We start from the raw sequence: 23,015 nt of genomic DNA on the forward strand, positions 1-23,015 counted from the left end.
CTCCTGCAGTAGGGCCTAGAACAGCTCCCAACTGTGCGGGCTCGGCTGGCTATATTGAATAAGACCTCGGGCTATAAATGCAGGAAGGCACCCACATCGGGGTGGATGGTGTCGCGCTGAGGAGCCATGCTGATAAGCAATCGGCTACCTACACCTGCTGGGGAGGAATGCAATGCGCGATACTCTGCTCAGTTTTAGCTCGCAGTGTTTCTGGTACGGAGTACAGCTGTGGTTTCTCTGGTTGTGTCTGGCTATTGTCGTCGACAGCTTGGGAAAGGTTTCGCAGTCGATCGAAAGTAACCGCGACCTCATTATTGGCGTGGCGCGCACCCTCTGGCAGTTGCCCCTGAGCCTGGGGCTGCTGCTATTTGTCGTGACTCTGTACATGGATTGATGCCAGCGACCTGACTGACGAAACCCGCCTGATCATTGCGGCCACCCGCGAAGGCATCAAGCGCTTGTACCGCGATGGATTCAGCTACGCCAAAGCCTAGGTATTGCTGCTTGATCTCTGTCGGGGCGATGAGTACACACCGGATTTCTTTGCACCCGAGCATCCGGTCAAAACCGAACGCCTGATGAGCGCGCTGGATGCCATCAATGGCCGTTGGGGGCCCGGGACCTTGCAGCCAGGGCGGATAACCAAGCTGGCAGAGTGGGCCATGCGCAGAGAGCTTCTATCTCCTGCGTACACGATGCGGTGGCACGAGTTGTTAAAAGTGCACGCTCAGTAGCCGGGTTACCTAAACCACATCGCGCCAGACGTTCTCAGACTCAATCACCTGGACGAATGCAGGGGCGCTGAAACCCTTTGGATACAGGGTTTCTTCCTCGACCTCGCCCACCTGATCAAGCGGTCTCAGGAAATGCTTTTCATCGCGCAAAGCTATCTCCATAACCTCGCGCGAGACGACTCTAAATCCATCGACTGCTTCGCCATCGAACTCGATGGAGGTATCGACGACCCAGGCATACAGGGCCGGAGACTGACCGGCTTCACTAAGCCCCAAGCCGGCAAGAAGCTCTTGATCAGAATATAAAGCCTGGAGCACCGCCGGGCGCTTACGCCTCAATTGCCTGGCGGCCTTACGTAAGGTGTTGGTGCGATGAAGCCAGGCCTCATGCCTCGTTGAGCGAATATATCCAGACGTCACTTCGAGCAGCAGCACTATGCCGTCAAGGTGACACAGCAGATCCACCTCACCGGCATCGATGTCTCCTACCAGAAGGGGCTGGTAGCCAACGACTACCTGGAAACCTCTCAGTCCTAGCGGGCCATACTCAGGTGGCCGGTGGAACGTCCAACGGCCCGCTCGCCCAGGTCGCGTTCCTCAATCCTGGCCAGGATCCAATCGTGCACCTCGCTATCGACCCAGCCGACGCTGCGACCCACTAGGGGGACAGGCTTCGGAAACTCGCTTAATCCGATGAGTTTGTAAATCGTCGATCTCGCAAGGCCTGTCGACTCGATAACCGCGCTTAACCGTAATATTTTCATAATGAAAAACCCTCTTCATAATTTGGGGATTCATAATGAACACGAAATACAGCTGCCAGTTCCGATACTTGCCACTGCCGTTGATACGGGGCATAAATCACACTAGGCTTTGGGGATGCCGTTTCGTTTAAGTGAGGCGGAAATGGCCTCTTTGTTGCCGTAGAGGTTTGCCTCAGCCCCCGGAGCTCAGCAGACGCTCATTATCGCCCTTGATACCGGCCGAGGACTCGACTCCACCGTGCACTCAACAGCCTCTATGCCCTCTCGTCTGAGCGGCTTCCAGATCTTCACCGCGCCATAGCAATGCATACTGGCATTCCAAACTCGCTGGATTTCCGGGATCAATGCGTCGTCACGCAGAGCACGACAGGGGCGCAGTGCAGGTTTACGAAGTCGGGCAACATGCCTGTGGTAACCGGACGGGCGATCCGCAAACGCGACTGACCGTTTGGACCCAGAGACGGTCAGCCGCAATCAATGAACGCGACGCCACGTCGATTTGATCTTGATCCGTACCTCTTGATGCTCCTCGCTCTCAACAAGCTGTTTCTGCTCGCGCGCAATACGAATTAAATAACGGGCGTCATTGCCATCCCTAGATATTTCAAAACTTTCACCCTTACCAGCGACCATTTCCTTGAAATAACCAGTCATGTAGGTGATGCGATACTCGTTTCTGGTGCCCGCAATGTCATGCAGCTTGTTGTTGTAGTAAACAAATCTGAAGCGGCGTACCGTCCCACCTTCATCCACACATTCGATCCAAGCATCAGGGTTTTTTATTGCAGGATCTAGCGATGGCAGTATGGACAGCAGCTCCGCTTCAGACTTCGGAATAAGGATGCCTCCCTGGTGTCCGCCAGTGGCACCTACGTCGTTGGCACTCAGCGTCTTGCTAAATGTCTTTCTCGTCATGACTTCTCCGGAGCAATTTCGAGTGCGCGCTTGAAGTCGGCTGCGTCCCTAGACGAAACGGGAACACTTTCATTTGCCAGCTCGCTTTTCCACAGGGACCGATCGATCATCACTTCCTCGACGGTATCTTTGTAAAACAGGCGGTAGACGGTGACGGGTTGAGTCTGGCCACGGCGGTGGGCCCGAGCGCTAGCTTGGGCCTCTATGGCCGGGTTCCAGACCGGTGTGAAATGGATCACTACGGTTGCCGCGGTAATATTAAGACCAGCCCCGGCAGCTTTAGGGTTTAGAACCAGGCACCCAGGCCCGTCATGGGCCGAAAAATCATCGATGATTGCTTGACGCTCCTCCTGCGGAGTCGAGCCATTGATAGCCCCCCAGTAGGCATTGGGAAAATCCGGGAATGCCTCCCGCAGCAGCCCGCCGACCCGGTTGAACAACGCGAAAACAATCACCTTGCGCCCATTGAAGAATGCCTCATGGAGGAGAGTCACCGCCCGCTCCATTTTCGGTGTCATCAGGGGATAGGCATTCGTGCGCAGAACTCCTGCGTCTTCTCCGTCAGTATCATATTCATCCTCTCTGCGTAGCCACGGATGGGCGCAAACCAGCTGCAACTGAAGCGTAGCAACCAAAGCTCCGGCGACAGGATACTTGGCTAAAGTCGCCTGCCGCACCATCAGATAATGATCAGCAAGTTGCGAACCCAGCTCGAGGGGCACATCGAAATCAAGACGCTCCGGCAGATCGCCAGCAACGTCAGCTACTCGACGCTTGAGAATCAGCGGGTCCGTGAGGAGTCCAACCGCCTGAGCCGATTCGAAACTGTCAGGGTATAAAGCTTCAAACTCATGGCGATAGCCAAGCAGACCAGGAATGGCAAAGTCTGCCAGCGACCATAGATCAAGAAGGCTGTTTTCTACAGGGGTGCCAGTCATCGGGATAGTCCGGCGACGAGGGATGGTCGCGATTGCACGCCGTCGGTTCGAGTCCGGATTCTTGATCGCCTGAGCCTCGTCGCAGATCACCCAAGACCATTCGAAAGAGGAAAAGATTGAGATGTCATTAACCATCGTGTCGTAGGTGGTGATCACGACACTTGTCTTCTGAAGCTCCCGGTAGACTCCAGCCCTACTTGGGCCGCGATGCACCATCACCGTAATGCCGGCCGCGAACCGCGCAAACTCCCGCACCCAGTTAGCGATCAGACTGGTGGGGCAAACAATCAGAGCAGGACGATTAACCCCGGGCGGATCCAGCAACAGCAGAGCGATGATCTGGAGGGTTTTGCCCAATCCCATTTCGTCGGCAAGAATTAATCCGCCCGTATGGTTTATGGTTTCCCACATCCAGCGAACACCGCGCACCTGATAGGGAAAAAGCGTTGCGGTTAGCCCGGGGATAACAATCTCGCCGTCAAGATCCTCAGCCGCGACTCTCCCTGCTCTGAGAAACGCGTCATCAGGCTCGACTTTCATAACCGCACCTGCATCGCGAATCAGCCTGACCGCCTCGCTGTAAGGCAGGTTCTCCGGGGCAGCACCTCGCAGCATTTCAACAAAGACACTGGCTGCATCTCGTGGAAGAGGACGGATTGTAGATCCATCCACCACCCAGGCGTGGCGATTACTGGGAGTACGAAGAATGTTTCTGCTCCCCCCCCTTAACACATGGACACCGGCAAGGCGGGCCACGATGTTTTGCCCAACCTTGTCGATGACAATCAACGGATCAATGACTCGCTCCGAAAGCGTAAACCCCTCAGGCGGACTGCCATGCAACGCCTCGAAGGTTTCCGGAAGACTGGAGATATCAGTCACGGCAGCTCCCTCTCAAATCCTTTAGTTCTTCGATACTGAACGGTATGGGGTGCCTTGTGTGAGCCGCACGATGACAGTTAGGGCATAGCGGAACCAGATCAGTACGAGGGTCGTAAGGCCGGGGTTCAATGAGCAAGGACAGCGGCTCGAGGTGATGGACCTCAATGATCGAGCCAGCCTCACCATACTCAAACCTCGGTTCTAGGCCGCAGACTACACATTTCTCACCGTGGATACGGATACATAGAAGCCTGTTACGCGGGTTCCGCTCTCGCCGCTGCACGACAGACTTCAGAGTGGCGCCTTCGAAAGCCGGAGACTCGTCATCTACCGCTTCCTCGATAACGTCATACCCAATGAGTTCGGCCATAGCGGCCATCATCGGCACGATCACGTCACGACAAGTGCCGATGATCTCTGCATCTTCAAGTGGTTGCGCCAATTCACGAATTGTCGCCCTCATCTGGAACGCGCCAGTCGTAACACTCCACTGCGAAAGACTCTCTCCTGGAATTTCGATCTCGATATCTTGCCGGATAGACGCTACCAAAGCGCGGGCTAACTGAACATCCTCTGGCGACGCCTTCCTAATTTGGCCGATAACTGCTCCCGAGAAATTACCGAAAATCAGGGTTACTCGATGGCCCTTCAACCCGTGAGGCCGAAGCTCCGAAACAGGACCATGTTTCTCGTCAAGGTCTCCGAACCATATTCTTAGTCCGGACCGAAGACCGCTGCGGTCAACCGCTACGGCAATGGCGGCACCGGTCCCATCTTCAAGTTCTCTCAGGATCAGGTCCTTCTTACCTGCGATCATCTCAGGCCTCTTCTTCGGCGATCAGCTCACCTGGTTCCGGGTCTGTAAAGTTACGCAGAAGCTTGTGAAGATTTCTCGAGACCTCGTTGCGGATATCCTCGAATATCGGTTCCAGCTCTTCGTTTGTGTTGTTCTGCTCGGCCACGGCGAAGGCCCAGAGCAGCAAGTCCATTCCCTCTACAGCGAAACCATTGGCAGCCGCCCGCTTATAGATTTTCTGGTAGAAATCATGATGTTTATTTAGCAACACCGCAGGGACATGACCACTTTCACCTGCACTCCGGTATGCCGGCTGCCAGAGTTCGCCAGTAGTGATCTCTTCAACCGCCTCGACATAAACAGTTTCGGCACTGACATTGCTTTGTACGGCCAACTTGAGCTTGATCTTGGAACCCATGTTGTTCGAAACAACCACGGACTGTGTTGCCGGATCGACAGAGTCGACTTGGGGCTTGCTGGCGTTTCCTGTTTCCGCAATGTTCTTGTTCGAGCTGGTATGGTCGACTTTATGAGTGTTCGCCTGCTCACGACTTTGCCTGCGATATCGCTTGCCCGCTTCACGGTAGACCGGCTGTAGCAATTCGCGCAGGCCATCCTCGAGATCGGGATGAAACAAAATCCGGGACTTTTTGACGTCGATCCGGAATGCGTCATCAAGCTTATGACCAAAATCGAACTCAATACGCAACAGAGAAGTGTGAGGCTCAGGAGCACCGAAAACCTCCAGCCAGCTGCCATCCTGAATCAGGCGGCCTTCGCGGTAGACGTAAAAACCTTGCGACCGGTTCGAGATACGCGCATAAGTCTTTTCTTCAATTTTAGTCATGTCACTGCGGTGCGGCAGAATCCATGCCCGAATATTAGCTACCTCCTCAGAGCTGTCAGGCAGTTCCACTAGGAGTTTTTGCTTTATCGGCGGCAGAACCTGCTCGGAGCGTTCTGGATAGAAAGGATTCCAATGCTCAACAGGGATCTTGTTAATAGAGATTTCAATGTTTCGCTCACGCTCATCTGTCTTGTCGAGGAAACGGTGATAAACAAGCGAAAGGTGTTTTGCCAGACTCTCGGCAAGCCTGTTAATCGCAGCCTTTTCTTTACTGCCACCGGGGTCATAGTCCTTGGTTAGGATTCTGTCGCACTTCTCCCAAATGACGAGGGTTCCTTTGTCTCCACACAACTCATCGAACATCTCACGCTCATCTGAGGTAACCGAATCTTTGAGCATCTCCCATTTGTTTGCGTGGGCAACATGCTCAAGATCCCATGCAAGCTTTGCCAGCTCCTGATCCGCTGCCTTACGCGAAATGAGGGTGTACTTGAGGCAGACCGAACTAGAAGCAGTCTTCAGGCCTAGGCCAAACTTGCCAAGGCTTTCAGGGTTGTCACGTACGGGAGCCCCATAACGCATCGCTCGAAAGATGCCATTGGCATCCATGCCATCCCCATTATCACCAAAGTAGACCAGCTTGCGCCCGTCCTCACGAAGAATGATCTCGACACTGACCATGTCCGCCTTCGCGGCAATCGAGTTATCGATGATGTCTGCAGCTGCTGTCCTGACGTTGTAGCCTGTATCTCGAAGACCGAAGATAAGACGCGGGGCATCAGGCTCGTTGATCCGATCGTTCATTCTGAAATCCTTCCGTATTCCGATGCTAAAAAATGGCCGCGCTGCAGTGCTATTTTTCTATCTTTAGCGCTCTGAGCTGATCATCCGTACAATGCTCATTCAACTTACCCCGTAGCAAGAGGCAAATACGCTTGGCTATTTCCTCTCGGTTAGCGAGGAAGGACAGCGGGGTGAAATCCGTTACTGGAATCGGTTTGTATTTCGGCTTGGACTTGCCGCTAACGCTGGTATGGGCAGGCGAACTCTCATCCGGGCGAGACAGAATTGCAGCAATCTCACTTTTACCGATGATCATTCCTAGCAGCAAAGCCTGGTCACGAACATCGTAGTTAGATACAAGGTAGGATGAACCTGTATTCATATTCCAATATGGCTTGACCACAATCGCGTGAAGTCCCTTGATGCCGCATTTTGCGAGATCTTTAAGCAGATACGCCTCACCGTTATTCAGCCCGAACTTCAGTGGGCCCGGTTCTCCGTATGGAAACTTGTGTTTTACTTCCAGCGCCCAGATCTGGTCATCTAGGATAAGTACCCGGTCAATGTTCCAGACGCTTTTGAACCATGGCTGAATCCCCCAATTGACCAGTAGCCGCGGCAATGCAACACGATCCCTGAGGAACTTGCCATGACTCTCCCTCAGATACCCCCAAAAGGCTCCAAGCTGACGATCCTGGCTACGCACATCGGGAGTAACCTCGTAGCGTTCACCGTGATAATGCCCCAGCTTCTCCACTAGCGCTTCAAGAGGAACCCAATCTCCCGTCGTCCCATTAACGTAGGTACTGGCTTCAAAACCTGCGGGTGAACTACTCCATTTGACGAGGTGCACATTGAAACCTTTTGACAGTGCATCGAGATATCTTCGAAGCCCCCTGCCTCTTGTTCGCGGCCAGACAAATGCATGGAGCTTTAAAAAGTCTTCAGGATCACGTGTGACAAAGGTTTCAACATCCATCAATAGTGCTGACTCCCCCCCGACAACCTTGGGGATGTACTCGATAATCTGGTCAAAAAGGCTTTCAACTACCATGCCTTCGGCGATCTGATGCTTGTCGTGAGCGAGGATGTCATACGCTGTTTGCACACTATCCAGATCAAGATCCGCGATATGCCCAAGTGGTGTTTGCATAGTTCAGCCCCAAACTACTTGTCGTGTCTGATTAACGTACTGATCAAGGCTTTGCAGCCACTGCTGCTGGACGTCGCTGTAGCTACCAAACAGGCTAGCAGGAATTACCAGCTGGAGATTGTGAGCCCGCATTTCGCTGGTCTGGTGAGCACTGATGGCAGGCTCCAGGGTAAAGAGGTGCTTGACCCTGATACGTCCGGCCTCGGTCAGCACCTGACGCCAGCGGTCCTTGCAACTTGATTTGGAGGCAAGCATTACCAGCCTCTCATCGGGATATTCCGAATCAAGATAGGCTTGCTGACTGGGAAACAGGAAGTCCACAGTAGCGCGGTTTTCGGTCTGAACCTGCCTGCCAAACGGCATCTCGCGCAAGGTGAAGATGGCCGCAAGATGATGCTCAAGGGCGTGCCCTACGCGGGACTTCCTGCGGTTCTGAACGCTGAGGGATACCCTGATAAAGTCATCTACGCTCTCAAAGCCTACATTCAACTGGATCTGAACAAGGTAACGCTCCAGAGTGCGGAACAGCATTTCTTCATGCTCCATCCAAGCCATCAGAACAGCATCGGAGGAGCCAAGGTCGCCAATATTTTGCGGACAGGTATCGCGAGCGAACTGACTGAAAACTGCGGTGGCAGGAAAAGCGGGGCCGAACCGCTGAAGCAGTACGTCAAGCCAGTTTTCATCACCACCTGTCGGTGCAATCCCAAGCTCTTCCAGAATCATCGATTCTACGATGCTGACCTGCCGTGCTCCTTGCACTTCCTGAGTCTGAAAGCGATCACTGGATACGTGATCGATACCAAACAACCAGCGCAACTGCCGTTCACTCGTAGAGCCCGGTGGAGTGACAATTATCATCACTGTGTTATCGGGACGAACTGCAATCACACAAAAGTCCGCCTCGGTCATCCGGAGAGTAACGGCATTGTCCGGGTAATAAAGACGATACTCAGAGGCTCGTTGTGGCTGATGACGCCTGGAGTCGTACCAAGTCAACTGACCGGTGGCGCGCAACGGCTCTTCAGCGCCGTCACTGAAATAAAGAAAAACTCCACGCAGAAATACAGAGATCTGACCTGGGTCTCCCAAGATTCTTACGAAGGCATTCGAGCCAATTTCGTGCTGGTTAGAGTTGCGGGTAGCGTCAACGCGGGACAAATATTTGGTAGCGATGCCGGTAAAGTGCTGCCGGAGGGACTCCATAGGTACTTCCTTATTTTTTATATACCAGTGTGTCCAGGTGCCATTTGAAAGCTGCCGGATCTACTCGCAGCGCAATATCGACAGCCTGCAATACTGTCTTACCATGAAGAACTGCCAACGACTTGTTTGCAGGCATGACCATAACTGACGGAGGCACGAATACCCTGAGGTCATCACCAACGCCAAAAAGCCCTGCATCGAATGCCCAGTGGTGCTTTCTGCAAAGCGCGAGACCATTCCGAACGTCATCCGCTCCCCACTCGGATCGGGGAACCACGTGTGCAGCCTCCACCTCATAGAGGCCGGCCGGTGTTTGAAGACCAATACTGCAAACTGCGCAGCGATTACCGTACTGAGTCAAAACACCTTTTCTGAATGCCAGAGAACGGGCAACTTTCTTGACCACTGACACGTTGATACCCGGTGCGTCGTCGAACAGCACGAAATCCTCTGCTTCCCTTTCCGCCTCATGTGCCAAGGCTATTTCCAGCTCTATAGAAAAGGATTCAGGAACCTTCCGGGTATCGAGTACTCCCCAGCGACGTGTCCCTGCGAGCCTCAGTGCAGCTTCATGTTGAGGTGTATCTTGATGTAGAAGCTCAAGACGGTAGGCAGTGCAGGTGTCAGCCTTTCTCTGGAGCAGCAGGATATCCCCCTTAATCGCAGGCCCCAGTAGAGATTTCAGTGCAGAAGTTATTCTGTGCTCTCGCTTTAGAGCCCCCCAAGACTGAACCTGGTATTGGGTTCTAACCTCACCTAGGCGGACACCTGCAGCATACAGGTGAGCAGTGAGAGGAATAGCTATGGATGGCCTTTCCTTGCATGGCTGCCCCTGAATAACAGGGAGGTACTGCTGGATAGGGATAGGCACAACAAAACCGGACTGATGCCCGCGTGCTTGGCCGGTATCATTTTTTGCAAGCACTTTAAAAAACGGATGATCCCACTGGGGCGATTTACCGGGCATAGCTCAGTGCCAGCTCAGCCCTTCTGAGAAGATACCCAGATAATCTGCCTTGAGAAAGGAGATGTGGAGAGACGCTTTCCATGCATAACAGTCCTGCTCACTCTTGAAGTGCGCATGATAGCCACTGTGTGACGCCGTCGACAACCGGAAGATATCCTGACTTCTTCGATGCCCGAAGCTCACACTCCCAAACCTCCATTACCCGCCAGCCCATAGAGTTCAGCGCAGCACGGGCATTAGCGTCATTTTCACGATTGCGGTTTATTTTTTTTTCCCAGAAATCTGTACGGGTCATCGGCATTTTGAAAAGTGGGCAATCGTGTCCATGCCAGAAGCAGCCGTGGATAAACAAAACACTCCTGTATCGCGGAAAAACCAGATCCGGCTTACCCGGCAGATCCTTTACATGTATGCGATAGCGATAACCGCGGGCGTGCAATGCACGCCTCACGATCATTTCCGGCAGGGTGTTCTTTGAACGGATACCGGACATCATCTGGCTCCGTTTCTCGGCGCTGACGATATCGGTCACGCTTCAACAGCATCCTTGCGACGAGACGCCTTCTCCTCATCAACAAAGAGATCAGCAATAGCCAGATGTGGTGAGTGAAGTCTCTCACTCTCAACGCTGGCTATCACTTGAGGCCGCATATGATGGGCAATTGCCTTAACGACGGGAACAACTACTGCATTGCCGAACTGCCGATATGCCTGGGTATCAGACACCGGGATTTCGAACAGGGGCTCACCTGGCATGTCAAAACCCATCAGACGGGCACACTCACGCGGAGTAAGTCTGCGCGGACGCTTACCTTTCTGGGCAATGAGGATCTCCGAGCCATCCTTGTGATAACGAGCAGACAGTGTGCGGGTGATGTCATCTTTGCCATTGATTCCAAAACCAAATCCGTTCCCCTTCGCCTTGTGCTTGTCAGCGTAGGCCTGCAAATACTCCCACAGTCGCTCAGTCAGAGTGTACTTATCAGCAACCTTTGCCTTTGCTCCGGTAGTGAAAGGTTCTTCTGCTTCTTCATCACCATTGCCCGGATGCAGGATATCCCCGAGCTTTGGATTTATATCCGGGAGTTGAAGCTTGGAAAAATCAAACTCAACACCGTCGCGAAAACCGACAATGAATACACGCTCACGATGTTGTGGCACCCAGTGCTGGGCATCTAACACACGGTACTGAACGTTGTACCCAAGCTCTTCTTGCAGAGTTTCCATGATGGTGCTGAAGGTACGCCCCTTGTCATGACTTTTGAGATTCTTCACATTCTCAAGCAAAAAAGCCGCAGGACGGTGGTGCTCAATAATTCGGGCAACATCAAAAAACAGGGTGCCCTGTGTCTTATCGAGAAAGCCATGGGCGCGACCCAGAGAGTTCTTCTTCGAAACTCCGGCAATGGAGAATGGCTGACATGGAAAGCCAGCAACCAGCACATCATGCGCAGGGATTTCACTCGCATGAATCTTGGTAATGTCACCTGCTACATCATGATCGCAGTCAAAATTTGCCTGGTAGGTAATGCGTGCGTACTTGTTCCACTCACTCGTGAATACACAACGACCACCAGCACTTTCAAAGGCCCTTCTCATACCGCCAATACCAGCAAAGAGATCTATAAAGCAAAAATCAGAATCATCCTTGCGGGTAGTGCCCGAGCGTGAGATTCGCTCATTGATCACTTTGATAGCCAGCTTCTCTGCAGGGACCTGGCCCTTTTCCCAACGGTAGACGGTGCTCTTCGATTTACCGGTCAACGCCATCACATCCTCAAGGGTCATGCCGGCTTTCTCACGCAGCTGAGAGAAGCTCGTAAGTGGTTCCTGAATGGTCATTTTAATCCTCTGGGAATGTTTTTCTCATTTTGGAAGCAATTCTGGACGGAGAGTGCTCGAGCTGCAACCCCCAGAAAGGGCATTGGGAAAATAGTTTTCGCATGCGAGAAAGAATGGGGGCAGTCGGAATTTTATGGCCATAGCCAATCACTGCCTGTTCAAACCGGCAGACTGCACGCCGGCGTCAGACTGGGAGAAGGGCCGGGTGGAAAATCAAGTCGGCAATGTGTGCGAGTGGCCGCCCACGCCAATGGTGCGATTCGCCAGCGTTGCGGTTTTGAATGACGGACTGGCACCACGTTGCTGGGAACTGACGCAGCGCCCACCGCCGGCTACGATGCGGGCGGAAACACCAGCTGTCACTGTTTACCCTGACCATATAGGTCACTGCACACTAACGTGAACCTCCCGCACGCTTGATTCCCCACTTAGGCTGAAGCCAATCTCAATTGGCAACCAATTGGCAACCAAAAGAGAAAAAGTGCAGGCATGAAAAAACCCGGTCGTTTCCGAACCGGGCTAAGTCATTGAATTATATGGTCGGGACGGAGTGATTCGAACACTCGACCCCTAGCACCCCATGCTAGTGCGCTACCGGACTGCGCTACGCCCCGACTAGGCGTTAAACTGTTTTCGAGTATCCGAAAACGAAGCGAACTATACTATAAGCTTCTGAAATATGGAAACTTTTTTGAATAGCTGCGCTATTTTTTGAGCACATGCAGGACATCTTCCAGCTCAGCAATTGTCTGCCTGATGAGCTGCTTGTACTGCGTGGTGTCATCTTTGGCCTCATCACCAGAAAGGCGCTGACGAGCCCCACCGATGGTAAAGCCCTGCTCATATAGCAATGCGCGGATTTGACGAATCATCAGCACATCCTGGCGCTGATAATATCGCCGATTTCCGCGACGCTTGACCGGGTTGAGCTGGGGAAACTCCTGCTCCCAATACCGCAATACGTGCGGTTTGACTGCGCAGAGCTCGCTTACCTCGCCGATCGTGAAATACCGCTTGCCTGGTATGGCGGGTAATTCGTCGTTATGACTTGGTTCCAGCATACGCCTCAACCCTGGCTTTTAGTTTCTGGCCTGGACGGAAAGTCACCACACGGCGCGCCGTGATTGGGATTTCCTCTCCCGTTTTTGGATTACGACCGGGGCGCTGACGCTTATCGCGCAGATCAAAGTTGCCGAAACCCGAGAGCTTGACCTGTTCGTTGAGCTCCAGCGCTTGGCGGATCTCTTCGAAGAACAGTTCGACCAATTCCTTGGCTTCCCGTTTATTCAGGCCCAGCTCTTCATACAGACGTTCCGCCATTTCAGCTTTCGTCAGAGCCCCCATACGCTACTTCCTTAACGTGGCGTTAAACCTTTGTTCCAGGGAGGTGAGGACATTTTGTGCCGCAGTGCTCACCTCATCGTCATTAAGAGTGCGCGATGGATGCTGCCAGGTCAAGCCGACGGCAAGGCTTTTTCTATGCGGATCAATACCTTTACCGTGATATACGTCAAATAGCTTGAGGTCAGTCAACCACTCGCCCGCCGCCTCACGAATTACCGCGAGCAATGTTGCAGCCGGCACATCACGATCCACCAGCAAAGCCAAGTCGCGACGCACCTCAGGAAAGCGCGACAGCTCCTGAAACTTCGGCATACGACCTTGAGCGATTTCCGCCAATACCACCTCGAACATATACACAGGCTGATCAAACCCTAGCGTCTTGCCCAGCTCAGGATGCATGGCACCCAAGAAGCCGACCAATCGACCATCACGCTCAATACGCGCAGTTTGCCCTGGATGCAAAGCCGCATGCTCGTCGGGAGCGAAACTGAAGCTGTCACCCGCGCCAGCACTGGCCAGCAACGCCTCAACATCGGCCTTCACATCATAGAAGTCGACATTGTCGCGGCCATGGGCCCAGTTTTCCGAGAGCCGGCTACCGCAGATCACCCCAGCGAGCATCGGCTCCTGCTTGAGACCTTCCAGCTGACCAACAAAGCGCAAGCCGCTTTCAAACAGGCGCACGCGTGACTGTTGACGATTGAGGTTATGCTCCAGCGCCTTGACCAAGCCTGGCCATAGCGATGAGCGCATAGCCGCCATGTCGGCCGATATCGGGTTGGCCAACATCAGCGGCTCAATACCAGGGTGAAACAGCTCGAACAGCTTGGGATCGATAAAGCTGTAGGTAATGGCTTCCTGGTAACCCCGCGCCACCAACAAACGACGCAGAGCCGGCAACTCGACAGCCGCCTCGGCCTGCGGCTGCGGCGCCAGGCGCGCTTGCGGATAACGCACCGGCAAACGGTTGTAGCCGTACAAGCGCGCCAGCTCTTCAATCAGATCGACCTCGATGCTGATATCGAAGCGGTGACTGGGAACTGTCACTTGCCACTGCCCCTCACCACTAGCACTGACCCCCAGGCCCAGCCCGGCCAGCAAACGGACGATCTCTGCATCATCCATTTTCAATCCGAGCATTTGCTCGATGCGTTCAGCGCGCAGGGTAACCGGGGCGATGCTCGGCAATTGCTGCTGATCAACGACCTCAATGATCGGACCTGCCTCGCCACCAACAATTTCCAGCAATAACCCAGTGGCCCGCTCCATGGCTTCACGCGCGAGCTGCCAATCCACGCCACGCTCGAAACGGTGCGAAGAATCGGTGTGCAGGCCATAGGAACGTGCCTTGCCGGCAATCGCAATGGTGTCGAAAAAGGCGCTTTCCAGGAACAGATCGCAAGTTTTTGCGCTCACGCCGCTATGCTCCCCCCCCATCACTCCGGCAATCGCCAGTGCACGATCGTGGTCGGCGATGACCAGGGTGTCGGTACGCAGACTGATGTCCTGGCCGTCGAGCAGCACCAGCTTCTCGCCCTCCTCGGCCATGCGCACACGGATGCCACCATTGATCTCGGCGAGGTCGAAGGCATGCATCGGCTGCCCCAGCTCAAGCATGACGTAGTTGGTGATATCCACCGCGGCATCGATGCTGCGCACATCGGCGCGGCGCAGACGTTCGACCATCCACAACGGCGATGGCCTGGACAGATCGACGTTACGCACCACGCGCCCGAGGTAACGCGGACAGGCTTGCGCCGCCAACACCTCGACCGGGCGCACCTCGTCATGACTCGGTGCAACCGCAGCAATCTGCGGACGCGTAACAGGCGCGTCATACAAGGCACCAACTTCACGGGCCAGGCCCGCCAAGGACAGGCAGTCGCCGCGGTTCGGCGTCAGGTCGACCTCGATGCTGGCATCGTCCAGCTCGAGATAAGTACGAATATCCTGACCCACCGGCGCGTCGCTCGGTAGTTCCATCAGTCCATCGTTTTCTTCACTGATCTGCAACTCGGAGGCCGAGCAGAGCATGCCGTTGGACTCGACGCCGCGCAGCTTGGCCTTTTTGATTTTGAAGTCACCCGGCAGCTCGGCACCGATCATGGCAAAGGGAATCTTCAGGCCAGGGCGCACGTTAGGCGCGCCGCACACCACCTGAAAGGTTTCCGCGCCATTGCTGACCTGGCACACACGCAGCTTGTCGGCATCCGGATGCTGTTCAGTGCTGAGCACCTCACCCACCACTACGCCGCTGAATACCCCGGCAGCCGGGGTCACGCTATCTACTTCGAGGCCCGCCATGGACAGGCGCGCCACCAGCTCGTCACGGGAAACCTCGGGGCTTACCCAGCTACGCAGCCACTGTTCACTGAATTTCATCCTGCTCTCCTAAAACTGATCGGGTACGGTCGTGCGGCCCTAGCGAAATTGCGCCAGGAATCGCAGGTCGTTATCGAAGAACAGACGTAAGTCGTTGACACCGTAACGCAACATGGCCAGGCGCTCGACGCCCATGCCAAAGGCGAAACCCTGGTACTTCTCGGGGTCGATACCGGACATGCGCAGCACGTTCGGATGCACCATGCCGCAACCCATGACTTCCAGCCAACCGGTCTGCTTGCATACGCGGCAACCTTTGCCGCTGCACATCACGCACTGCATATCGACTTCAGCCGAGGGCTCGGTGAACGGAAAGAAGGACGGACGGAAGCGTACGCCCAACGGCTTCTCGAAGAACACCCGAAGAAACTCTTCAATGGTGCCCTTAAGGTCAGCAAAGCTCACGTTCTCGTCGACCAGCAGCCCTTCGACTTGGTGAAACATCGGCGAGTGAGTGATATCCGAGTCGCAGCGGTAAACGCGACCGGGGCAGACAATGCGGATCGGCGGTTGCTGCGATTCCATGGTGCGCACCTGAACCGGAGAGGTGTGAGTGCGCAGCAACATATTCGCGTTGAAATAGAAGGTGTCATGCATCGCCCGCGCCGGGTGGTGGCCGGGGATATTGAGTGCCTCGAAGTTGTGGTAGTCGTTTTCCACTTCGGGGCCTTCGGCGATGCCGTAGCCAATCCGGGTGAAGAACTGCTCGACACGCTCCAGGGTCCGGGTAACCGGATGCAGGCCGCCAGAGGTCTGGCCGCGCCCAGGCAGAGTCACGTCTATGCGCTCGGCCGCCAGCTTGACACTCAGCGCCGCCTGCTCAAGGGTCGCCTTGCGACTGTTCAGGGCTTCCTGAACCTGGTCCTTGGCGGCATTGATCAAGGCGCCAGCTTGCGGACGCTCTGCTGCCGACAGGTTGCCCAGGGTCTTCATCACCTGGGTCAGCTCGCCTTTTTTGCCCAGATAGTGAACCCGCAATTGCTCGAGGGCATTCACATCGTCGGTGTGGCTAACGGCCTCAAGCGCTTGCGAGACCAGCACATCCAGATTTTCCATTTACAGACTCCAGATACGAAATAGGGGAAGAGCTTAAAGGCTCTTCCCCTATTGGTGACGTTTAGCACCGGGCGAACCCGGTGATTGTCGGGGACTTAAGCCAGGGTGGCTTTCGCTTTTTCGACAATCGCAGCAAACGCCGCTTTTTCGTTCACTGCCAGATCAGCCAAAACCTTACGGTCGATCTCGATGGACGCTTTTTTCAGGCCGGCAATGAAACGGCTGTAGGACAGACCGTTAACACGAGCACCAGCATTGATACGAGCGATCCACAGGGCGCGGAACTGACGCTTCCTCTGGCGGCGGTCGCGATAGGCGTATTGGCCTGCCTTGATCACTGCCTGTTTGGCAACGCGGAATACGCGCGAACGCGCACCGTAGTAGCCTTTAGCGAGTTTCAGAATCTTTTTGTGACGCTTGCGAGCGATAACGCCGCGCTTAACACGAGCCATGAGTAATTTCCTCTATCTTGACCGATTAACGAACGCGCAGCATGCGCGCCACTTTTGCCACGTCAGACGGATGCACCATGGTGCTTCCGCGGAGTTGACGCTTACGCTTAGTGGACATCTTGGTCAGGATGTGGCTCTTGAAAGCGTGCTTGTGCTTGAAGCCATTAGCGGTTTTAAGAAAACGCTTGGCTGCACCACTCTTGGTTTTCATCTTTGGCATGTTCGGTACTCCGCATTCAGTTGATAAACATAACCGCAAGGCCTGCCGTGCCCTGGTGGTTACTTCTTCTTTTTGGGGGCGATGACCATTATCAGCTGGCGTCCTTCCATCTTTGGATGCTGTTCAACCGAGCCATATTCAAGCAGGTCAGCTTCAACCCGCTTCAACAGCTCCATTCCCAGCTCCTGATGCGCCATCTCACGGCCACGGAATCGCAAGGATACCTTGGCCCTGTCCCCTTCACTCAGGAAACGTACCAGGTTGCGCAGTTTTACCTGGTAATCCCCTTCCTCCGTCCCTGGACGAAACTTGATTTCTTTAACCTGGATTTGCTTCTGGTTTTTCTTCGCAGCTGCAATCTGCTTCTTCTTTTCGAAGATCGACTTGCCGTAGTCCATGACTCGGCAAACCGGAGGAATCGCATCAGCAGAAATTTCCACCAAATCCAGTTTGGATTCTTCGGCGATTCTAAGCGCTTCATCAATCGAGACGATGCCAATTTGCTCGCCTTCAGCGCCAATTAACCGAACCTCGCGTGCCGAGATATTCTCGTTGATCGGGGCTTTCGGGGCAGCTCGTTTATCTTGTCTCATTTCACGCTTAATAATGATTACTCCACATCTTGGCGACCACGCCGGGAAACCGCCTGCGCGAGAAATTCAGCGAATTGAGCGACGGGCATCGAGCCCAGATCAGCACCTTCACGGGTACGCACGGCGACAGTTTGCATCTCTACTTCCCGATCCCCGATAACCAAGAGATAAGGAACCTTGAGCAAAGTATGCTCGCGGATTTTAAAGCCAATTTTCTCGTTTCTCAAGTCGGACTTGGCACGAAAGCCGCTTTGGTTGAGTGTTTTTTCCACTTCCAAGGCAAATTCGGCCTGTTTGTCAGTGATATTCATCACCACGACCTGAGTTGGAGCCAACCACGCGGGGAATGCACCCTCGTAGTGTTCGATCAGAATCCCGATAAAGCGCTCGAAGGAGCCGAGAATCGCGCGGTGCAACATCACCGGATGCTTACGGCTGTTGTCCTCACTGACGTACTCGGCGCCCAAACGTACTGGCAGGTTGAAATCGAGCTGCAGGGTACCACACTGCCAGACCCGACCCAGACAATCCTTCAGCGAGAATTCGATCTTCGGCCCGTAGAAGGCGCCTTCTCCCGGCTGCAGATCATAAGGCAGACCCGCACTGTCGAGCGCCGAGGCCAGCGCCGCTTCGGCACGATCCCACAGCTCATCGGAACCCACGCGCTTGTCCGGGCGGGTCGAGAGCTTGAGCTGAATATCGGAAAAACCGAAATCGGCATAGACCGCCAGCGTCAGCTTGATGAAATCTGCGGACTCCGCCTGCATCTGCTCTTCGGTACAGAAGATATGCGCATCGTCCTGAGTAAAGCCACGCACGCGCATGATGCCGTGCAGTGCACCGGACGGCTCATTACGGTGGCAGGCGCCGAACTCGGCCAGACGCATCGGCAGCTCGCGGTAGCTCTTCAAGCCCTGATTGAACACCTGCACGTGGCACGGGCAGTTCATCGGCTTGATCGCGTAATCGCGACTTTCCGACTCAGTGGTAAACATGTTTTCGGCGTAGTTGGCCCAATGCCCGGACTTTTCCCACAGCGAGCGGTCCACCACCTGCGGCGTCTTGATTTCCAGGTAACCATGCTCGTGCTGCACTTTGCGCATGTACTGCTCAAGCACCTGGTACAGGGTCCAACCATTGGGATGCCAGAACACCATGCCCGGCGCTTCTTCCTGGGTATGGAACAGGTTCAGGCGCTTGCCGATCTTGCGGTGATCGCGCTTCTCGGCCTCTTCGATGCGCTGAATATAGGCCGCCAGCTGCTTCTTGTCGGCCCAGGCGGTGCCATAGACGCGCTGCAACTGCTCGTTTTTCGCGTCGCCGCGCCAATAGGCGCCGGACAGCTTGGTCAGCTTGAACGCCTTGAGAAAACGGGTATTCGGCACGTGCGGACCACGACACATATCGACGTATTCTTCATGGTAATACAGACCCATGGCCTGTTCGTCCGGCATATCTTCGACCAGGCGCAGCTTGTAGTCCTCACCACGAGAGGCAAAGACGTCGATCACTTCGGCACGCGGGGTTATCTTCTTGACCACGTCGTAGTCTTTTTCGATCAACTGCTGCATGCGCTGCTCGATCGCAGCCACGTCCTCCAGCGTAAAGGGCCGCTCAGAGGCTATGTCGTAGTAGAACCCCTCCTCAATGACCGGACCGATCACCATCTTGGCAGTGGGGAACAACTGCTTGACCGCATGACCGATCAAATGCGCGCAAGAGTGGCGGATAATCTCCAGCCCTTCCTGATCTTTTGGCGTGATGATTTGCAGGGTCGCATCGCTGTCGATTAAATCGCAGGCATCGACCAGCTTGCCATTGACCTTGCCGGCCACCGTGGCTTTAGCCAAGCCAGCGCCAATGGACTGCGCCACTTCGAGCACGGACACCGGATGATCGAATGGACGCTGACTGCCGTCGGGAAGAGTAATGATGGGCATGGCGCCTCCTCTCCTAGTGGTGACCTCTACCAAAGGCCACATGGGTTGGGATGAGCCAGTAAGCGATTCGGCGGTATACCCGCCTTACAGTGGCAGGAGCTTGGAAGCCAACCTGAACCGAACCGGAGTCACTGGAGGTTTATACGGATTTAGCAACGACTGGATGCTTCCAGAAAGCCTAGAGACTGGCAAGCCACCCAATAAAAAAGGGTCGCCTGGGCGACCCTTTTATCGAATTGGTAGGCACAATTGGATTCGAACCAACGACCCCCACCATGTCAAGGTGGTGCTCTAACCAACTGAGCTATGTGCCTCCGATGGGTGCGCATTCTACGGAGGCCCCGAAAAGAGTCAACACTTTTTTCTCTAACTGACTGAATAAATGAATTTTTTACTGTTCTGCTCGGCGTTTAATATTTCGCACAGGGCACTAGCCGGGCAATTTCAACTCGGGTAGCATCACAGCATCCGTAAAAAATAAAGAACAGAGGTTGCAATATGGCACACACGGCTTATCCACAATCCTACTATGCCGCTTCAGCCAACCCGGCTCCGCCACGCCCGGAACTGAATGGCGAAGTGGAAACCGATGTCTGCATCGTTGGCGCGGGCTACACCGGCCTGTCCACAGCCATCGCCCTGCTGGAAAGCGGCTTCAAGGTGAGCATTGTCGAAGCTGCCAAGGTCGGTTTCGGTGCCTCGGGTCGCAACGGCGGTCAAATCGTCAACAGTTACAGCCGCGACATCGACACCATAGAGCGCACCGTCGGCCCCAAGCATGCTCAACTGCTGGGCCAGATGGCATTCGAAGGCGGCCGGATCATTCGAGAGCGGGTTGCCAAGTACAACATCCAGTGCGACCTCAAGGATGGTGGCGTGTTCGCCGCGATCACGCCCAAGCAGATGGGGCACCTGGAAGCGCAGAAGAAGTTGTGGGAACGCTATGGCCATACCCAGCTAGAGCTGCTGGACGCCAAACGCATCCGCGAAGTGGTGGCGAGCGAAAACTATATCGGCGGCATGCTCGACATGAGCGGTGGACATATCCACCCGCTCAATCTGGCGCTGGGCGAAGCCGCGGCAGTCGAAACCCTGGGCGGAGTAATTTACGAGCAATCCCCGGCCATCCGTATCGAGCGGGGCGCCAATCCGATCGTGCACACCCCCCAGGGTCGGGTTAAAGCCAAGTTTGTGGTAGTTGCCGGCAACGCCTACCTAGGCAATCTGATTCCCGAGCTGTCGGCAAAATCGATGCCTTGCGGTACCCAGGTCATCACCACCGAACCGCTATCGGACGAGTTGGCAAAGAGCCTGTTACCGCAGGACTACTGCGTCGAAGACTGCAACTACCTGCTCGACTACTACCGCCTGAGCGGCGACAAACGCCTGATCTTCGGCGGCGGCGTGGTCTATGGCGCGCGCGACCCGGCCAACATCGAGGCGATAATTCGGCCGAACATGCTCAAGACCTTCCCCCAGCTCAAAGATGTGAAGATCGATTACGCCTGGACCGGAAACTTCCTGCTAACCCTGTCGCGCTTACCCCAGGTCGGCCGCCTCGGTGACAACATTTACTACTCGCAGGGCTGCAGCGGTCATGGCGTGACCTACACCCACGTGGCAGGAAAGGTGCTGGCCGAAGCCCTGCGCGGCCAGGCCGAGCGTTTCGATGCCTTCGCCGAGCTGCCGCACTACCCCTTCCCGGGTGGCGAACTGTTGCGCATCCCCTTTACCGCAATGGGTGCCTGGTACTACAGCCTGCGTGACAGGCTCGGTTTTTAACCAGTCGTCCCGACAAACCAACGGCGCCTTATGGCGCCGTTGGTTTGCCAGCTCTGTCAGTTAGCTTGCGGGCAGACCGGAGGAGCTAAACACTGTTTTGTTGCTCCACCGGTCGTGTGTTTCACACCTGGAGTAAATCGCTGATCATCTGGAGCCAGTCGTTGGGCGCAGACCCTCGCCTGCTCGGCTGCCTGCAGACAGCCGCGATCGGCCAATACCTGCGACAGGTTGAACCAACCCGCAGCAAAGTCAGGCTGCCGCGCCAGGCTTTTACGTAAAGCCGCTTCAGCCCCGAGCGCATCGCCACTGGCATAGCGGCTGTTGGCCAAGGCAAACCAAGCCAACGACTCATTTGGCCACTGTTGAGTGGCGGTACGATAGGCGCGCTGCGCCGCAGCGAGCCGCCCGGTTTCCTCCAGATCGCTGGCGGCCTTGAGCCAGGGCCGCAGTTCAGCCTGAGCCGGAAGAGTATCTGTTGGCAAGGTCAAGACAGCCCACCGGCCACCCCGCGCCCAGGTCTTGTCGAAGCTCCTGAAGCTGGTCAGCAAGCGCCGGGTGGTGCCCGAACGCAAAATCAAGGTGCGTTCCCGCTGGTCATAGCCGACCACCACGGCAAAGTGCCAGCGCGGATACCAATCGAAGGCCAGGTTCTGCAGAACCAACACCGGATTACCTGCTGCCACTTCGGCAATCAAGGCTTGCAGGCGCGGTTGCAGCGGGTACACCAACATATCGTGGGCCCGCGCGGTCGCCACCATCTCCACCTGCAGGCTGCCGTCACGCGCAGGAATAAACACCCGATCCTTGAGCAGGCCGGGACTGGTCACTACGCCGCGCTGGTTGAGCATGGTCGCCAACGCTGCCGGTCCGCACTGATAGGCACTCTGCGAAAAAAACGGCACGTCGCTCAGCTCTACTCGTTCAGGCAAACGCGAAGTCTCCGGTGGCAACACCGGAGACTTCGCGCAGGCGGCAAGCAGAGCAATCAGAACGAGTGGAAGGAGGTTCCTGCCAATCAACGATTTATGCATTTGACGAAATTGAAGATGTTAGTGGCGCAGAGCAGATCGGTAATGATGAAGATCACCAGGAACAGCACGATGATCCCAACAACACCGGCCCCTGCGGGGGCTTGTGACAATTGCTGATTGAACTGCGCCAACTCGGCACTGGTCAGGCTATTGATACGTCCTTCAACCTGGGAACGGTCAACGCCCATACTCAGCAACTTTTCCTGAACACCCTGCTCATCAAGCATGCGCAGCAATTGTTGGCGATCGACCTGCTGCTGTTGCTCGGCCAACACCTCGCCGGTGCCTATCATGGCCGCATTCGCCAGGGGGATTTGGACAATCATCAGAACGTGGAACACCGCCAACATGGCAGCCATACGCCGGAAGAACGAGTGAGTGTGCATGA

24 protein-coding genes, 2 tRNA genes and 1 pseudogene are annotated in these 23,015 nt (G+C 55.1%); 3 read left to right on the forward strand and 24 right to left on the reverse strand.

The genetic code is table 11. The features are described 5' to 3' along the window. Window positions 1–172: 172 nt before the first annotated feature. Together LJY18_RS08415 and LJY18_RS08420 are read left to right on the forward strand one after the other, a co-directional pair. A complete protein-coding gene (locus LJY18_RS08415) occupies window positions 173–394 on the forward strand; it encodes a hypothetical protein (protein ID WP_238041369.1) in 222 nt (73 codons plus the stop codon). A 184-nt stretch (window positions 395–578) separates the two neighbouring features. After that, entirely contained in the window at window positions 579–734 is a 156-nt protein-coding gene (locus LJY18_RS08420) for a DUF4113 domain-containing protein (protein WP_238041853.1), read from the forward strand. A 9-nt stretch (window positions 735–743) separates the two neighbouring features. Here the strand turns inward: LJY18_RS08420 and LJY18_RS08425 are convergent, their stop codons facing one another. The 22 genes and pseudogenes from LJY18_RS08425 to LJY18_RS08535 all read right to left on the reverse strand — a co-directional run bounded on the left by LJY18_RS08425 (window position 744) and on the right by LJY18_RS08535 (window position 20,128). Beyond that, entirely contained in the window at window positions 744–1,199 is a 456-nt protein-coding gene (locus LJY18_RS08425) for a hypothetical protein (protein ID WP_238041370.1), read from the reverse strand. Window positions 1,200–1,267: 68 nt separating this feature from the next. Next, a complete protein-coding gene (locus tag LJY18_RS08430; protein WP_238041371.1) occupies window positions 1,268–1,498 on the reverse strand; it encodes an AlpA family transcriptional regulator in 231 nt (76 codons plus the stop codon). Between the two features lie 231 nt (window positions 1,499–1,729). Beyond that, window positions 1,730–1,964, reverse strand: a pseudogene (locus tag LJY18_RS08435) (IS3 family transposase); the annotation flags it as partial. Window positions 1,965–1,972: 8 nt separating this feature from the next. Then, on the reverse strand, window positions 1,973–2,413 hold the full coding sequence (locus LJY18_RS08440; protein WP_238041372.1) for an EcoRII N-terminal effector-binding domain-containing protein: 441 nt from the start codon (window positions 2,411–2,413) through the stop codon (window positions 1,973–1,975). Beyond that, a complete protein-coding gene (locus LJY18_RS08445; protein WP_238041373.1) occupies window positions 2,410–4,233 on the reverse strand; it encodes a DEAD/DEAH box helicase in 1,824 nt (607 codons plus the stop codon). Before LJY18_RS08445 ends, LJY18_RS08440 begins: the two co-directional genes overlap by 4 nt. Beyond that, window positions 4,226–5,050, reverse strand: a complete 825-nt coding sequence (locus tag LJY18_RS08450; protein ID WP_238041374.1) for an HNH endonuclease — start codon at window positions 5,048–5,050, stop codon at window positions 4,226–4,228. Before LJY18_RS08450 ends, LJY18_RS08445 begins: the two co-directional genes overlap by 8 nt. A 1-nt stretch (window position 5,051) precedes the next feature. Then, window positions 5,052–6,680, reverse strand: coding sequence for an ATP-binding protein (locus LJY18_RS08455; RefSeq protein WP_238041375.1), 1,629 nt, complete (start codon window positions 6,678–6,680; stop codon window positions 5,052–5,054). Between the two features lie 49 nt (window positions 6,681–6,729). Further along, window positions 6,730–7,812 carry a hypothetical protein gene (locus tag LJY18_RS08460; protein WP_238041376.1) on the reverse strand — a complete coding sequence of 361 codons (1,083 nt, stop codon included), beginning with the start codon at window positions 7,810–7,812 and terminating at the stop codon, window positions 6,730–6,732. 3 nt (window positions 7,813–7,815) lie between these two features. Continuing rightward, window positions 7,816–9,018 carry a type II restriction endonuclease gene (locus LJY18_RS08465; RefSeq protein ID WP_238041377.1) on the reverse strand — a complete coding sequence of 401 codons (1,203 nt, stop codon included), beginning with the start codon at window positions 9,016–9,018 and terminating at the stop codon, window positions 7,816–7,818. A 10-nt stretch (window positions 9,019–9,028) separates the two neighbouring features. Beyond that, window positions 9,029–9,985 (reverse strand): HNH endonuclease, encoded by a 957-nt coding sequence (locus LJY18_RS08470; protein ID WP_238041378.1) that lies wholly within the window; start codon window positions 9,983–9,985, stop codon window positions 9,029–9,031. 97 nt (window positions 9,986–10,082) lie between these two features. Beyond that, window positions 10,083–10,517 (reverse strand): very short patch repair endonuclease, encoded by a 435-nt coding sequence (locus LJY18_RS08475; protein WP_238041379.1) that lies wholly within the window; start codon window positions 10,515–10,517, stop codon window positions 10,083–10,085. Further along, entirely contained in the window at window positions 10,514–11,827 is a 1,314-nt protein-coding gene (dcm, locus tag LJY18_RS08480; RefSeq protein ID WP_330872728.1) for a DNA (cytosine-5-)-methyltransferase, read from the reverse strand. The genes LJY18_RS08475 and dcm overlap by 4 nt, the downstream gene beginning before the upstream one ends. Window positions 11,828–12,364: 537 nt before the next feature. Continuing rightward, window positions 12,365–12,441: transfer RNA gene (locus LJY18_RS08490), tRNA-Pro, on the reverse strand. Between the two features lie 90 nt (window positions 12,442–12,531). After that, the gene (locus LJY18_RS08495) at window positions 12,532–12,888 is read right to left on the reverse strand and encodes a MerR family transcriptional regulator (protein WP_079202152.1); all 357 of its coding nucleotides are present in this window, start codon (window positions 12,886–12,888) and stop codon (window positions 12,532–12,534) included. Then, window positions 12,869–13,171 carry an integration host factor subunit alpha gene (gene ihfA / locus LJY18_RS08500; protein ID WP_003243414.1) on the reverse strand — a complete coding sequence of 101 codons (303 nt, stop codon included), beginning with the start codon at window positions 13,169–13,171 and terminating at the stop codon, window positions 12,869–12,871. The genes LJY18_RS08495 and ihfA overlap by 20 nt, the downstream gene beginning before the upstream one ends. A 3-nt stretch (window positions 13,172–13,174) precedes the next feature. Next, window positions 13,175–15,553, reverse strand: coding sequence for a phenylalanine--tRNA ligase subunit beta (gene pheT, locus LJY18_RS08505; protein WP_238041380.1), 2,379 nt, complete (start codon window positions 15,551–15,553; stop codon window positions 13,175–13,177). A gap of 39 nt (window positions 15,554–15,592) precedes the next feature. Further along, on the reverse strand, window positions 15,593–16,609 hold the full coding sequence (gene pheS, locus LJY18_RS08510; RefSeq protein ID WP_238041381.1) for a phenylalanine--tRNA ligase subunit alpha: 1,017 nt from the start codon (window positions 16,607–16,609) through the stop codon (window positions 15,593–15,595). A 95-nt stretch (window positions 16,610–16,704) separates the two neighbouring features. Continuing rightward, on the reverse strand, window positions 16,705–17,061 hold the full coding sequence (gene rplT, locus LJY18_RS08515) for a 50S ribosomal protein L20 (protein WP_079202155.1): 357 nt from the start codon (window positions 17,059–17,061) through the stop codon (window positions 16,705–16,707). Between the two features lie 25 nt (window positions 17,062–17,086). Further along, window positions 17,087–17,281: a 50S ribosomal protein L35 gene (gene rpmI, locus LJY18_RS08520; RefSeq protein WP_079202156.1), complete on the reverse strand. Its 195-nt coding sequence runs from the start codon at window positions 17,279–17,281 to the stop codon at window positions 17,087–17,089. Window positions 17,282–17,340: 59 nt separating this feature from the next. Continuing rightward, window positions 17,341–17,892 carry a translation initiation factor IF-3 gene (gene infC, locus LJY18_RS08525; protein WP_238041854.1) on the reverse strand — a complete coding sequence of 184 codons (552 nt, stop codon included), beginning with the start codon at window positions 17,890–17,892 and terminating at the stop codon, window positions 17,341–17,343. After that, on the reverse strand, window positions 17,892–19,814 hold the full coding sequence (thrS, locus tag LJY18_RS08530) for a threonine--tRNA ligase (RefSeq protein WP_238041382.1): 1,923 nt from the start codon (window positions 19,812–19,814) through the stop codon (window positions 17,892–17,894). The genes infC and thrS overlap by 1 nt, the downstream gene beginning before the upstream one ends. A gap of 237 nt (window positions 19,815–20,051) precedes the next feature. Then, window positions 20,052–20,128, reverse strand: a tRNA-Val gene (locus LJY18_RS08535). Between the two features lie 184 nt (window positions 20,129–20,312). On the opposite strand from LJY18_RS08535, the gene LJY18_RS08540 reads away from it, so the two are divergent. After that, window positions 20,313–21,596, forward strand: a complete 1,284-nt coding sequence (locus LJY18_RS08540) for an NAD(P)/FAD-dependent oxidoreductase (RefSeq protein ID WP_238041383.1) — start codon at window positions 20,313–20,315, stop codon at window positions 21,594–21,596. 56 nt (window positions 21,597–21,652) lie between these two features. Here the strand turns inward: LJY18_RS08540 and LJY18_RS08545 are convergent, their stop codons facing one another. Both LJY18_RS08545 and LJY18_RS08550 read right to left on the reverse strand, forming a co-directional pair. Beyond that, window positions 21,653–22,627, reverse strand: coding sequence for a PA2778 family cysteine peptidase (locus LJY18_RS08545; protein WP_238041384.1), 975 nt, complete (start codon window positions 22,625–22,627; stop codon window positions 21,653–21,655). Continuing rightward, window positions 22,612–23,013 carry a PA2779 family protein gene (locus LJY18_RS08550; protein ID WP_238041385.1) on the reverse strand — a complete coding sequence of 134 codons (402 nt, stop codon included), beginning with the start codon at window positions 23,011–23,013 and terminating at the stop codon, window positions 22,612–22,614. Before LJY18_RS08550 ends, LJY18_RS08545 begins: the two co-directional genes overlap by 16 nt. Window positions 23,014–23,015: the final 2 nt, after the last annotated feature.

Origin of the sequence: Pseudomonas sp. MMS21 TM103 (assembly GCF_022132145.1) — a bacterium.
Classification (GTDB): domain Bacteria; phylum Pseudomonadota; class Gammaproteobacteria; order Pseudomonadales; family Pseudomonadaceae; genus Aquipseudomonas.